10 protein-coding genes and 1 riboswitch are annotated in these 13,549 nt (G+C 71.9%); of the genes, 3 read left to right on the top strand and 7 right to left on the bottom strand.

Annotated features, from left to right (window positions below; translation table 11 throughout):
- Positions 1 to 10: 10 nt before the first annotated feature.
- Entirely contained in the window at positions 11 to 1,063 is a 1,053-nt protein-coding gene (locus KBY32_RS09450) for an NlpC/P60 family protein (protein ID WP_210979605.1), read from the bottom strand.
- Positions 1,064 to 1,537: 474 nt separating this feature from the next.
- Here KBY32_RS09450 and KBY32_RS09445 point away from each other — a divergent pair, with 474 nt between their 5' ends.
- Positions 1,538 to 1,891 (top strand): hypothetical protein, encoded by a 354-nt coding sequence (locus KBY32_RS09445; protein ID WP_055625213.1) that lies wholly within the window; start codon positions 1,538 to 1,540, stop codon positions 1,889 to 1,891.
- On the opposite strand, the gene KBY32_RS09440 is transcribed toward KBY32_RS09445, so the two are convergent.
- From KBY32_RS09440 to KBY32_RS09430, 3 genes are all read right to left on the bottom strand, one after another.
- Positions 1,869 to 2,873: a tellurite resistance/C4-dicarboxylate transporter family protein gene (locus KBY32_RS09440; protein ID WP_210979604.1), complete on the bottom strand. Its 1,005-nt coding sequence runs from the start codon at positions 2,871 to 2,873 to the stop codon at positions 1,869 to 1,871. The genes KBY32_RS09445 and KBY32_RS09440 overlap by 23 nt on opposite strands.
- A 92-nt stretch (positions 2,874 to 2,965) precedes the next feature.
- Positions 2,966 to 3,508, bottom strand: coding sequence for an MOSC domain-containing protein (locus KBY32_RS09435; RefSeq protein WP_199835492.1), 543 nt, complete (start codon positions 3,506 to 3,508; stop codon positions 2,966 to 2,968).
- Between the two features lie 46 nt (positions 3,509 to 3,554).
- Positions 3,555 to 4,706, bottom strand: coding sequence for a C40 family peptidase (locus KBY32_RS09430; protein ID WP_055625211.1), 1,152 nt, complete (start codon positions 4,704 to 4,706; stop codon positions 3,555 to 3,557).
- A gap of 8 nt (positions 4,707 to 4,714) precedes the next feature.
- A riboswitch (cyclic di-AMP (ydaO/yuaA leader) is annotated at positions 4,715 to 4,874 on the bottom strand.
- Positions 4,875 to 5,227: 353 nt separating this feature from the next.
- Here KBY32_RS09430 and pcrA point away from each other — a divergent pair.
- Positions 5,228 to 7,711 (top strand): DNA helicase PcrA, encoded by a 2,484-nt coding sequence (gene pcrA / locus KBY32_RS09425; RefSeq protein WP_055625210.1) that lies wholly within the window; start codon positions 5,228 to 5,230, stop codon positions 7,709 to 7,711.
- A 113-nt stretch (positions 7,712 to 7,824) separates the two neighbouring features.
- Here pcrA and KBY32_RS09420 read toward each other — a convergent pair whose 3' ends face one another.
- Together KBY32_RS09420 and KBY32_RS09415 are read right to left on the bottom strand one after the other, a co-directional pair.
- Positions 7,825 to 9,516, bottom strand: a complete 1,692-nt coding sequence (locus KBY32_RS09420) for a M23 family metallopeptidase (protein WP_210979603.1) — start codon at positions 9,514 to 9,516, stop codon at positions 7,825 to 7,827.
- Between the two features lie 140 nt (positions 9,517 to 9,656).
- Positions 9,657 to 10,514: an alpha/beta fold hydrolase gene (locus KBY32_RS09415; protein ID WP_210979602.1), complete on the bottom strand. Its 858-nt coding sequence runs from the start codon at positions 10,512 to 10,514 to the stop codon at positions 9,657 to 9,659.
- Between the two features lie 653 nt (positions 10,515 to 11,167).
- Between KBY32_RS09415 and KBY32_RS09410 the strand changes: the two genes are divergently transcribed.
- Positions 11,168 to 11,584, top strand: a complete 417-nt coding sequence (locus tag KBY32_RS09410; protein ID WP_062663918.1) for a cobalamin B12-binding domain-containing protein — start codon at positions 11,168 to 11,170, stop codon at positions 11,582 to 11,584.
- Positions 11,585 to 11,901: 317 nt separating this feature from the next.
- Here the strand turns inward: KBY32_RS09410 and KBY32_RS09405 are convergent, their stop codons facing one another.
- Complete coding sequence (locus tag KBY32_RS09405; protein WP_210979601.1) at positions 11,902 to 13,536, bottom strand: DUF5691 domain-containing protein; 1,635 nt, start codon at positions 13,534 to 13,536, stop codon at positions 11,902 to 11,904.
- Between the last annotated feature and the right edge of the window lie 13 nt (positions 13,537 to 13,549).

Genomic DNA, 13,549 nt, shown 5'->3' with positions numbered 1-13,549 from the left:
CCCCGTCCCGTCACGCCACGCGCGTGGCCCCCGCGAACGGCATCTCGTCGAGCGGGGCCACCCGCACCGGCGCCGACGGGTTGGGGGCGTGGATCATCTGCCCGTTGCCGATGTAGAGGCCGACGTGGCTGATGCCGGAGTAGAAGAACACCAGGTCGCCGGGGAGCAGTTCGGAGCGGGAGACCCTGCGGCCGGCGCCGATCTGGCTGTAGGTCGTCCGGGGGAGGGAGACACCGGCCGCGCGGTAGGCGGCCTGCGTCAGGCCCGAGCAGTCGAAGGCGTTCGGACCGGTCGCCCCCCACACATAGGGGCTGCCGAGCTTGCTGTAGGCGTACGACACGGCGGCCGCCGCCCGGGCGTTGGGGGCCTGTGCAGCCGTCGATCCGGGTGCGGCGAGGGCGGTGCGGGCACCGGAGGCCGAGCGGTCGGCACGGTCGTCGAACCGGGCGCGTTCGTCGCCGCCGAGCCGGGCCAGGTGCGCACGGGCCGTGTCCAGCTTGCCGGTGATCGTCTTCTTGTGGCGCTTGAGCTCGGCCTCGCGCGAGGTCAGTGACGCCAGCTCCACGCGTGCGGCGCCTCGCAGTTGCTCGATCTCGCGCAGCTGCCTGCGGACACCGGCGACGGAGGACGCCTGCCGGTTGCCGGCGCGCTCCGCGAACTCCGCGCCCTGCAGATAGCGGTCCGGGTCGGAGGAGAGCGCGAGCTGGAAGGCCGGGTCGAGGCCGCCGTCCCGGTACTGGGCCGCCGCCATCGAACCCAGCGCGTCCCGCGCCGCGTTCAGCTTCTCCGTCTTGCGCGCGGCCTCGTCCTGCAGGGTGCGGATCCGCTTGCGGGCCGCCTCCGCCTTCTCCTGCGCGCCGTTGTACTTCTCGGTGGCGACCTCGGCCTCCTGGTACAGCTGGTCGACCTTCGCCTTGATCTGCTCCGGTGTCAGCTGCGGCTCGGCCTGCGCCGCCCCGTCGAACCCCGTCGCCGTCGCCGCGCCCGCCAGGGCGATCGTCCAGGCCGTGCGGGCGGCGCCACCTGCGGCCGGTCTCGAGCGGGGTTTCCGGTGCGCTGCCACGTGGACTGCACATCCTTCCATCGGGGGGACTCGCGCGTCCGGCGGCGACCCGCACAGGGGGAGCGGACCGCCGCCGGACCTTTCTCGGCGGTGGTGGCCGACAGCCGCCCCTGGCCCGGGCGGCGGTGGGGAGCCGGTCACCTGGTGGAGGACGCTAAACCGGTATGTGTCGGGTCGGTAACGCATTGTGCGGAAGTGCCGGGAGAGGACCGGGCGTGACCGTAAGTGAGCGTGATCCCGCGAAAGCGGCGTCTTGTTCACGCAGTGTGCTGACCGATGTGCGGCTTTGGCGGGTGGAGGGCGGGACGGGCTGCTATGGAGCGCATATATGCACGGCCGGCCGGGGCCTGCGGGGAGCTGACCGTGAGCCCCGCACCCCGGCGGCGGGAGGGCCCGGGCCAGTCGCCGGGAGCTGAGCGGCCGCCGCGCACCCGGTGGCGGCAGGGCCCGGGCCGGTCGTTAGGCTCCGGCCCCATGGACGTACTCATCCACCTCTTCGTGGGCCTGCACATCGTCGGCATCGCCTCGCTGCTCGGCGGCTTCCTCACCCAGATGAAGGCGATGGGTCAGGGCACCGCCCGGTTCGTGCCGGCGATGCTGCACGGCGCGCTGACCATGCTGGTCACCGGGGTGATCCTGGTCGGCCTCAACCAGGCCGACGACCAGTCGGTGAACAACGTCAAGATCGGCGTGAAGCTGGCCCTGCTGGTCGTGATCCTCGGACTCGTCTATGTGAAGCGGGACGAGGAGAAGGTGGACGCGAAGCTGTTCGGCCTGGTGGGGCTGCTGACCCTGGCCAACGTCTTCATCGCCGTCCTCTGGACCTGACACCGGCCGGGGGACCGGCCGCGAGGTGGTTGCGTACAGCTCCGGCGGCGACCGCCAGCCATACCGCCACCGAGATCCACATCAGGACCTCGCCGGGAACCTCCAGCCACGGGACGTCCAGGGTGGCGGCGACGGAGAGCATCGCCGCCGCCGACATGCCCATCGGGAAGACGGTCACCCAGCGGAGTACGTCGTAGCGCAGGCGCGGCCGCATGATCTCGCCGACGAGCATGACCACGTACCAGGCGGCGTCCAGGGCGACCAGGGCGTAGGTCACCGTGCGCAGCACGTCGAAGTCGTCCTCGTTCCACAGGTACAGGGAGCGGCTGTCGGCGGCGAGGAGCCGGGCGCCGGCCAGCGCGGAGATCGCGAGCGCGCCGCCCGCCATCCAGTGGTCCCCGGCTCCGCGGACGACCTCCCGCCGGTCGAAGCGGGTGAGGGCCACGGCGTACAGGAGCAGACCGAGCCAGAACAGCACCAGGGCCGCGTGCGCGAGCCAGGCCACGCCCGCCGTGGCGGCCAGCGTGGCCGCGAGGACGGCGAGGCCCTGGGTGGCCACGCAGCCGAGGAAGACGGAGCCCGGCATCCCGGGCCGCCAGTGGCGTACGACGACGTAGAGCAGGCCCGGCCAGAGCATGAACGCCAGGGCCAGCAGCGCCTCGGCGAGCACCTGCCGTCCCGCCAGGGCGAAGCGGGTGCCCAGGACGGCCGTCGCGGCGACGGCGCAGAGCGAGGCGGGGGTGACCGCCTCCCTCAGCCACTCGGAGCGGTGCCACAGGAGCCGGGCGAGGAAGTCGCAGGCCAGGGCCAGCCACGCGACGCACGCCAGGACCAGGGCGATCCGGGACAGGGTCGCGTAACCCGTCTCGTGCAGGGCCACCGAGATGATGCCGGTCGCCATGACCGAGGCGCCGGCTGCGGGGGGACGTCGCGACCACCAGAGGGGCAGGGGCGACGCGGACGCGGGTGTGTCGGCGGGCATGGGCCGATGCTAAGGAGCGCGGCACCGGCGCGCGGGTGGGGGCGCGCGCGGGGGGTGGGTGAATCGGCGGGGGCGACGGAACCCACCGGAGGTCAGACGCGGTCCAGCGGCCGGTGCGGCCCGTCCGGCAGCTCCACCTCGATCGTGTCGCCGGGGTGGACCACACCGCCCTCCGCGACGACGCCCATGATCCCGGCCTTGCGCACGAGACGGCCGGCCTCGTCGCGCCCGACGACCCGCTTGAGCAGCCCGTCCTGGAAGTGGTCGATCTGCAGGCACGGGTTCCGCAGCCCGGTGACCTCGACCACGGCCTCGGCGCCGATGCGAAGCAGCGTGCCCACCGGCAGGGCGAGCAGGTCGAGGCCGCGTGTGGTGACGTTCTCCCCGAGCTCGCCGGGCGCCACCCGGAAACCCGCCTCGGCCAGCTCACCGAACAGTTCCTCGTGGATGAGGTGCACCTGGCGCAGATTCGGCTGGGTGGGGTCCTGGGCGACCCGCGAGCGGTGCTTCACCGTCACCCCGGCGTGGACGTCCCCGTCGACGCCCAGACCGGCGAGGAGCGTGATGCTCTCCCGGTTCGGCTTCGTGAACGAGTACACCTCGTTCCTGCTGACCGCCGTCACGACCCCCGTCATGGTCACGGGCCCCCTCCCATTGCCGCTGTCCGCTGTCCGCTGTCCGTCAGGCCGGCCGGACGATGCTGTGGATCGACGACTCGCCGTCGTAGAAGATCGACTCCTCGCGCACGTACGTGCCGGGCTTCGGGGCGTGGATCATCATGCCGTTGCCGATGTAGAGGCCCACGTGGGTGATGTCGTCGTAGAAGAAGACCAGGTCACCGGGCTGGGCGCTGGACACGGGGACCGTGGTGCCGGCGTTCACCTGGTCGTAGGTGACGCGCGGGATGTCGACCCCGGCGGCCTTCCAGGCGGCCTGGGTGAGGCCGGAGCAGTCGTAGGAGTCCGGGCCGGTGGCGCCCCAGACGTACGGCTTGCCGATCTGCGTGCGGGCGAAGGACAGCGCCTTCTGCGCCTTGGTGGCGTACGACGCGTCCGGCGCGGTGGTGCCCTGCTCCTGGCTCTCCTGTTCCTGCTGCCGCGCGGCCTCCTCGCGCTTGCGGTCGGCCTCCGCCTGCTGCTGCGCCAGCTCCTCCGCCTTGCGGGCGGCCTCCTCCTGCTTGCGCTTCTCGATCGCGGCGAGGCGGGCCTTCTCCTGCGCGGTCAGCTCGGAGAGCAGCTGGCGCGCGTCCGCGAGCTTCTTCTGGACGGTGGACTTGGCCGTCCGCAGGTCCTTCTGCGACTCGGTGAGCGTCTCGAGGCTCTGCGTGGCCTCCTGCCGCTTCTTCATCGTCGCGGACTGCTCGGTGAAGTAGTCGTCGACCGACTCCTTCTGACGTCCCGTCATACGGTCCATCAGCTGGGACTGGTCGAAGTAGTCCTGGGGCGTGTCCGCGAGGAGGAACGTCGCGGTGTCCGGGGCGGTGGCGCCGGTGCGGTACTGGGCGGCGGCGTTGCGCCCCAGCTCCTCGCGCGCGTCGTTGAGCTTCTGCGTGCGCCGGGCGACGTCGTCGAGGAGGGTGTCGACCCGCTTGCGCTGCTTGGTCGTCTTCTCCTTGGCCGCGTTGTACTTCTCGGTGGCCGACTCCGCCTGGCGGTAGAGGTCGTCGACCTTCTTCTCGACCTCTTCGAGGCTCGGCCGGTCGTCGGAGGACGGGCTCGCCTGAGCGGTCTGGGACAGCAGGGCCACGGACGTGAGGGCCGCGGTCGCCAGCGCGGGGGTCCGTATGCCTGCCACGCGCGTACCGGAGGGACGCGACTTGCGGTGCGACGCCAAGGGAGGCGACTCCTTCCGTGCTCCGCCTACCGAGTTAGCTGTCGGGTTCGGGCGGGTGGCTCGGAAGGTTTGCCCTACGGCCGTTCCCTGGACGGGAAGTCGGGCCGATTCACCCCGGGTTCGGTGGGTCCCCGGCTCCGGATGCACCGGACTCGGCGGAGGCCGTGCGGCCCGGCGTCGATCGCCGGTGGGGGTCGTACGGCCTGCCCGGCACGGTAGCCAACTGGTGTGGCCGCTGTGAAGGTTGATGTGCGATATGCCCGATACATTTTCGTGACCTTCGGTCAGGGGAGGGGGCCGAGGGCCCTCCGGCGGATGATCGGTCCGTGTTGGCGACTATTCACCCCGTTTGTGAGCTATGCGCCGATAATGGGGCTTGATCCCGGGCGGTGTGTGACGTGATGGGGTGACTTCGGACGGTCACCAGGTGATTGCGGGTGGAGGCGGGCCGCGGACCGGAGGGTGTGATGTTCTCGGGACGGCGGCCGGTTGTCGGTGGGGCCGCCTAGACTCGGAGAGCGATGAGCAGCCTCTTTGACGACAGCTTCCTGGCGGACCTCCAGGCCCCACGGGCCCACGGGGAAGAGCACCCGCCACCGCCCGAGGACGATCACACTCCGGAGTCGATTCCGGACGATCTGTTCGGCGGGAAGTTCGACGTGCCGCCGGACCGCGACGCGTACTACCGCGACGGCGCCCCGCGCCCGGCCCTCGACGCCGCCGCGCTGCTGGAGGGGCTCAACGAGAACCAGCGCGCGGCCGTCGTCCACTCCGGCACCCCGCTGCTCATCGTCGCCGGTGCCGGGTCCGGCAAGACGCGTGTGCTCACGCACCGCATCGCGTACCTGCTCGGCGAGCGGAACGTGCATCCGGGCCAGATCCTGGCGATCACCTTCACCAACAAGGCCGCCGGCGAGATGAAGGAGCGCGTCGAGCAGCTCGTCGGACCGCGGGCGAACGCGATGTGGGTGATGACCTTCCACAGCGCCTGCGTCCGCATCCTGCGCCGGGAGAGCAAGAAGCTCGGGTTCACGTCGTCGTTCTCGATCTACGACGCCGCCGACAGCAAGCGGCTGATGGCGCTGGTGTGCCGGGACCTCGACCTCGACCCGAAGCGGTACCCGCCCAAGTCGTTCAGCGCCAAGATCAGCAACCTGAAGAACGAGCTGATCGACGAGGAGGACTTCGCCGCCCAGGCCACCGACGGTTTCGAGAAGACCCTCGCCCAGGCGTACGCGCTCTACCAGTCGCGGCTGCGCGAGGCCAACGCCCTCGACTTCGACGACCTGATCATGACGACGGTCAACCTGCTGCGCGCCTTCCCGGACGTCGCCGAGCACTACCGCCGCCGCTTCCGCCATGTGCTGGTGGACGAGTACCAGGACACCAACCACGCGCAGTACGCGCTGGTGCGCGAGCTGGTCGGCACCTCCGAGCACCCCGTCGACGTGCCGCCCGAGGCCGAGGTCCCGCCCGCCGAGCTGTGCGTGGTGGGTGACGCCGACCAGTCGATCTACGCCTTCCGCGGCGCCACCATCCGCAACATCCTCCAGTTCGAGGAGGACTACCCGGACGCGACGACGATCCTGCTGGAGCAGAACTACCGCTCCACCCAGACCATCCTCAGCGCCGCCAACGCCGTCATCGAGCGCAACGAGTCCCGCCGGCCCAAGAACCTGTGGACCAACGCGGGCGCGGGCGCCCGCATCACCGGCTATGTCGCGGACACCGAGCACGACGAGGCGCAGTTCGTCGCCGAGGAGATAGACCGTCTCACCGACGCGGGCGAGGCCAAGGCCGGCGACGTCGCCGTCTTCTACCGGACGAACGCCCAGTCCCGTGTCTTCGAGGAAGTCTTCATCCGCGTCGGACTGCCCTACAAGGTCGTCGGCGGTGTGCGCTTCTACGAGCGCAAGGAGGTCCGGGACGTCCTGGCCTACCTGCGGGTCCTCGCCAACCCCGAGGACACCGTCCCGCTGCGCCGGATCCTGAACGTCCCCAAGCGCGGCATCGGCGACCGCGCCGAGGCCATGATCGACGCCCTGTCGCAGCGGGAGAAGATCAGCTTCCCGCAGGCCCTGCGCCGCGTCGACGAGGCGTACGGCATGGCCGCGCGGTCCACGAACGCCGTCAAGCGGTTCAACACGCTGATGGAGGAGCTCCGCACGATCGTCGAGTCCGGCGCGGGCCCGGCGACGGTCCTGGAGGCCGTACTCGAACGGACCGGCTATCTGGCCGAGTTGCAGGCCTCCACCGACCCGCAGGACGAGACCCGCATCGAGAACCTCCAGGAACTCGCGGCCGTCGCCCTCGAGTTCGAGCAGGAGCAGGCCGAGGGCGAGGAGTCCGGCGGGCTCGCCGCCTTCCTGGAGCGGGTCGCGCTCGTCGCCGACTCCGACCAGATCCCGGACGAGGAGGAGGACGGCTCCGGCGTCATCACGCTGATGACCCTCCACACCGCCAAGGGCCTGGAGTTCCCGGTCGTCTTCCTCACCGGCATGGAGGACGGCGTCTTCCCGCACATGCGCGCCCTCGGCGAGACCAAGGAGCTGGAGGAGGAGCGGCGGCTCGCGTACGTCGGCATCACGCGGGCGCGGGAGCGGCTGTATCTGACGCGCTCCGCGATGCGCAGCGCCTGGGGGCAGCCGTCGTACAACCCGCCGTCGCGGTTCCTGGAGGAGATCCCTGCCATGCACGTGGACTGGAAGCGGACGGGCGGGAGTTCGCCGCTGTCGTCCGGTCCGGCCGGCGGTGTGGCGGCGTCGCTGTCCTCGTCCCGCTCGCGCTCCTCGGCGTCGGGCGCGTCCGGCTTCGCGACGCGCCGCACCTCGGAGAAGCCGGTCGTGCAGCTGGCGGTGGGGGACCGGGTCACCCACGACCAGTTCGGGCTCGGCACGGTGATGGCGGTGAAGGGCACGGGCGCGAACGCCGAGGCGACGATCGACTTCGGCGACGTCAAGCCGAAGCGGCTGCTGCTGCGGTACGCGCCGGTGGAGAAGCTGTAGCGCCTCGCCGGCGGGGCTGCGGCTCCTCGCCGGCGGCTCGGCCGCGGACATGAGACGGCCCCCGTCGGACGGACGGGGGCCGGGCGTTCCGGATGCGGTGCGCGCAGGCGGATCTACGACGGGTCGAGACCGTGGCTGCGCAGCCAGGACAGCGGGTCTATCGCCGAACCCCCGCCGGGCCTGACCTCGAAGTGCAGGTGCGGACCCGTGGAGTTGCCGGAGTTCCCGGAGTACGCGATGGGGTCACCGGCCTTGACGGTCGTACCGGAGGCCACGCGGTAGGTGGAGAGGTGGCAGTACCACGTCTCCGTGCCGTCCTTCGCGGTCACGATCATCATGTTGCCGTAGGCGCTGTTCCACTGGGTGCGGACGGTGCCGTCGGTCGCGGCCAGCACCGTGGTGCCGTACGAGACCGGGAAGTCGATGCCCGAGTGGACCGACATCCAGTTGATGCCGGACTGGCCGAAGTAGGCGCTGAGGCCGTGCTGCGCGACGGGGACCGCGAACTTCGGGCGCAGCCGCTCCTTGCGGGCCGCCTCCTCGGCGGCCTTCCGCTTCTCGGCGGCCTTCTGCGCCTTGAGGTCGATGCGCTCCTGCGTCCGGCTGGCCCGGTCGGCGAAGTCGTCGGCACCGGCGGAGAGGCTCTCGAGCTGGCTGTCCAGCTTGTTGTTCGCGGCGGACGGCTTCACCGCCTCGCCCTCGGACGCCAGCGTGCGGGGCTCCTTGTCGTCGGTGAGGTCACCGACGGACGCGGCGGCGATACCCGCCACACCCATCACACACGCCGACGGCACCGCGATCGTCAGCAGCGCGGAGCGCTTGGGAGGCGTACGGCGGCGGGAGCGCGCCCCGCCGCGGGAGGCGGCGCGCGGCGCGGGAGCCGGGGTGATCTCCTCCTGGTCGTCCAGGAGGGGCTCCACGACGGGGAGTTGACCGGTCGAGGCCGCCTCGGCGCCGTCCTGGTCGGTTCCGTCGTAGCGCGACCCGTCCTCGTACGGCGTCTGGTCCTCGTACTGGTCCTGGTACGCGGAGTGCTCGTCGTAGGACGCGGACTGGTCGTAGGAGGTGTGCTCGACCTGGTCGAAGTGCGCGGTGGCCTGCTGGTCGAAGGATTCTGCTGACGTGTCGTACGCGTCGGTCGCCTGCGTGGAACCGCCGTCGGAGTTCCACTGCGTGGCGTCGTACGCGCCGGTGTCGAAGTTCTGTGTGCCCCACTCCCACTGCTGGGTGGGGTCGGCCGGGGCGGCACCGGACTGGTCGGGCTGCTGCCAGCCCTGCGCGTCCCACTGGCCCGACACGTCATGGCCGTTGGCCTGCTGCGGGACGAAGTCGAGGCGCTCGTGCTCGGCGGTCCAGGCGCTCGTGTCGTACGCGCCGGTGCCGTAGGCGGTGTGCTGCTCGCCGTGCTGTTCGCCCGCGTAGGTGTCGTAGTGCGTGGTGTGGGTACCGGTGGACCACTGCGTGGCGTCGTAGGCGCCCGTGCCGTCGCCGGGGAGGCTGCCGAAGAGGGGGTCCGCGTCGAACGTCGTGGTCGCGTGGCCGGCCGCGTAGCCGGTGGCGTCGTAGGTGCCGTACGCGCTCGCGTCACCGTAGGGCGCTTCCTGAGTGCCGTACGACGCGTACTGCGCCGAGGCGGCATCGGAGGCCGAGACCGGGGAGGTCATGGTCCCCGACGGGTGACGATCGTTCACCAACTTCTCTCTCGCCTCGACAACAGGGGCTGCCAGAGCAGTGCGGCGACTGTACCCGGCGGTACGCGGGCGCGACAATCTTCGGCAGGTTTTAGGCGCGCAGGAAACGGGCATTCGGCCGTGATTTGGCGGTCAGCGGGCGCGACTTTGGCTTTGTGTTCGAAGGCTGTTCGAAGCCGAGTGGGTGTCGTGAGGGCCGTGGGGCTCGCCGGGTGCTTCCGGTCGGCCGCGGTCAGGCCACGGTGAGGCCGCCGTCAGGCCACGGTGAGGCCGCCGGTCTCCCGGGAGGTGCCCGTCTCCGTCGGGACGGCGTCGAGGGCCTGCCGTATGCCGGTCGCCACGGCCGGGTGGACCGGCAGGGCGAGATGGCCGATTCCGGTGACCCGGACGTTCTGCGCGATCAGGTCGGGATGGTCGATACAGGCCGTCTCCAGCGGCACCATCAGATGGTCGAGGTCGCTCCAGAAACTCACGAAGTGCGTACGGCAGCCGGGCGCGGGCCTGGCCAGCTCCTCGAGGAGGGCCGAGCCGGGACGCATCTGACGCACGATCGGGTGCGCGTTGGCCAGCGGCACGACGCTGGTGCCGGAGTGCGGTGTGCCGAGGGTGACGAGGGTGCGGACCCGGAGGTCGCCGCCGAGGCACTGCACGTAGTAGCGCGCGATCAGACCGCCCAGGCTGTGGCCGACGATGTCGACCCGGCTGCTGCCGGTGCGCTCGCAGATGCCCTCGATATGCCGCCCGAGCAGCTCGGCGGCGGTGCGGATGTCGCAGGTCAGCGGGGAGTAGTTGAGCGATTCGACCTGGTGCCGGCCGTGCTGGGCGAGGCTGCGGCGCAGCAGGACGAACACCGAGCGGTTGTCGATGAAACCGTGCAGCAGGACGACGGGCGGTGCCGCCTCGGCCGGCAGCCGGGTGGTGTCCCGCGCGGGGAGGGCGCCGGGTGAGCGGCGCTCCTGGGCGATGCCGGACGGATAGAGCAGCACATGACCGGCCAGGATCGCGATCTCCAGGGCGGTCGCCTTCAGCAGGGTGAGGGAGAGGCCGGCGAGTCCGCTCGGGAGCAGGCGTCGGCAGAACGGGAGAAAGGGGAGTGCCCCGGTGACCTTCATGGCCGACCTCCTTGTGGCACGCAGGAGACGGCTCCGGCCCCCGTGTGCCCTCGTGGGAAGTCGCGGCGGAGGCGGCCGGCGGGCGGGCAGCGGAAGGGAAGCGGGGTGAGCGAGGCGTGAGAGGTGCGCCGGCCCGGGCGGCCGTGCGGCGCCGATGACCTGAGGGGGCTTGCTGCCGGTGGGGCGACGAGCTCCCGCTTGTCGTGCCTTACCTGCCCTACGTGCCCTTCGTGCCACCGCCGACGTGTCGCATCACCACGGCGCGCCGTCCGGTGGCGCGGTGGTGCGACGACCTCGCTGCGGCTCCTTGTGCGCGGGGTCCCGCCGCGACGCGCGCACCGCTCATCGCCGCGGCGCGTGTGCCGCGATGAGTGGAACCTGCGCGGCGAACGTGTCCCACGTGTGATTTCCCCCTCGGTCAGCACCGCGAAACTGCCGGTTGCGGGATGCTGGAGATAACGTGCGTTCACTTCCGGGCGGTGTGGCCCGGGCGTCCGTGCGGTCGTCGCACGTCCGGCGCGGTGCGTGCCGGAACGGGTGACGGACAGTGCGATACGTGCACCATGTATGACAAGTAGGCCGAGTGCGGCATACCTCATATGTGAGCGGTACTTGTCGGTACGGATGGATGTAGTCGCTTCATGGAGGCAGTGATGGGTGTGGCAGCCGGTCCGATCCGCGTGGTGGTCGCCAAGCCGGGGCTCGACGGCCACGATCGCGGGGCGAAGGTGATCGCGCGGGCGCTGCGCGACGCCGGTATGGAGGTCATCTACACCGGCCTCCACCAGACTCCGGAACAGATCGTCGACACGGCGATCCAGGAGGACGCCGACGCGATCGGCCTGTCCATCCTCTCCGGCGCCCACAACACGCTCTTCGCCGCGGTGATCGACCTCCTCAAGGAGCGCGAGGCGGAGGACATCCTCGTGTTCGGCGGCGGCATCATCCCCGAGGCGGACATCGCCCCGCTGAAGGAGAAGGGCGTCGCGGAGATCTTCACGCCGGGCGCCACGACCCAGTCGATCGTGGACTGGGTCCGCGAGAACGTACGGCAGCCGGCCGGCGCGTAGTCGCCGGCGCGGGCCTTCAGGGGGTGGCGTGCCCCGGTGCTGGGGGCTTTGGCGGAGCCGGGATGCGCCGGTGGGGCGCCGGGGTGCTCGGGTGTGACTGGGGTGACCGCCGGTGGGGCTGCGCCCCGGGTTGATGGTGTGAGTCCCCCCAGGGCAGCGTCCGGTTCCGGGCGCCTCCAGCCCGCAGCCCCAGATGCCCTGCGGGCGGGGTGATTCACGGGGATTTTCCGTGGGGCGGGCCCACGTCCCGCCTTGCGCGCCGGGCGCACCCGTGCCCTCTGTGCGTCGGATGTGCCCGGCGCCCGGCAGGTCACCGCTCACGCCCGGGCGGCCTCCGACCCGTTCAGTTCGGTGATCATCGTGGCGCGCAGCCGTAGCGTCGTCACCAGGCGTTGGAAGGATTCCGCCCAGTAGCCCGTCGCCCCCGGGGACGCGTCCTCCGGTTCGTCCGGTATCGCCAGGAGGCCGTCAAGGCGGCCGGCCTCGGACGGGTCGAGGCAGCGTTCGGCCAGGCCCATCACCCCGCTGAAGCTCCACGGGTAACTCCCCGCGTCCCGCGCGATGTTGAGGGCGTCGACCACCGCGCGTCCCAGCGGCCCGCCCCACGGCACCGCGCACACGCCCAGCAGCTGGAACGCCTCCGACAGCCCGTGCGTCGCGATGAACCCGGCGACCCACTCGGCTCGCTCCCCGGCGTCCAGCGTGGCCAGGAGCTTGGCGCGCTCGGCCAGGGAGACCGCCCCCGGACCGCCCGCCTCCGGAGCCGCCGGCGATCCGAGCAGCGCCCTCGCCCACTCGGCGTCCCCCTGTCGCACCGCCGCCCGGCACCAGGCCGCGTGCAGCTCGCCCTGCCAGTCGTCGCCCACCGGCAGGGCGACGATCTCGTCCGGTGTCCGCCCGCCGAGCCGCCCCGGCCAGGTCCCCAGTGGCGCCGCCTCCACCAACTGACCGAACCACCACGACCGTTCACCCCGGCCCGGCGGTGCCTTGGCCACGACGCCGTCGCGCTCCATGGCCGCGTCGCACTCGTGCGGCGCCTCCACGGTGAGCGTCGGCGCGTCCCCCGTGTGATCGACGGCCACGCACGCCCCGGCCCGGACCGCCATCCTGGCCGCGAGCGCCGAGCCCGGCAGCGCCGACAGCAACTCCGCCGCCGTCGCCCGGACGTTACGGCTGCGGTCGCCGAGCGCCTGTTCCAGGAACGGCTCGTCCGCCGGGCCCAGCCCATTACGCAGCGAGTCCAGAAACATCAGCCGGTCCTCGGCCCGCTCCGTCGCCCACGTCGTGGCCAGCAGCTCGCGGGCGGCCGACGGCTCCCGCGCGCGGATCGCGGCGAGCAAAGCCACCCGCTCCGCGAACAGCCCCTCTTGCCACAGCTGTTCCACCTGTGCCGGGTCTTCCAGCGCCGGCTGCGCGGCGCCTCCGCCTGGCGCGGTACGCAGCGCGAACCGCCAGTCCGGGTTCAGCCGGGCCAACCACATCGCGCGTGGGCCGGCGAAGGTCAGCGCCGCCGGCCGCAGATCCGTACGCCCCCGGGCGGCGTCCAGCAGCGCGGGCAACGCCTGCGGGGGAGGGGCGAAGCCGCGCTCGTTGGCCGCCGCCAGCCACTGCGGAAGCAGCTCCATCAGGTCCGGCGCCGAGCCCCGGCGGCCACTGCCCGTCCCCGGACGGTCCGCCAGCAGCAACGCCAGCCTGCGGGCCGCCGCCGGAGGAAGCGCCGGTCGCGGATCCTCGGGAGCGGGCTGCGGGCGCTCCGCCGCGCGAGCCGGACGCAGCCCGGCCCGTCGCCGTACGGTCTCGACGGCCGCCAGGTCCAGCAGCGCGACCGGGGCCTCCTGGCTGGGCGGGCAGCCCGGGAGTGTGCGCCGGTCCGTGCCGAGCAGCGCCGTCGTGACGAGCTCCTCCCAGGCGCCCGGCGCCGGTGAGTCCACGGGAAGCGAAGGGCTGTTCATGTCGTTCGTCCCT

The sequence above is a fragment of the Streptomyces sp. RK62 genome (assembly GCF_018070255.1).
GTDB lineage: Bacteria > Actinomycetota > Actinomycetes > Streptomycetales > Streptomycetaceae > Streptomyces > Streptomyces nigra.
Note: the sequence above shows the minus strand (reverse complement) of the source record. Positions and strands in the feature narration are given on the sequence as shown.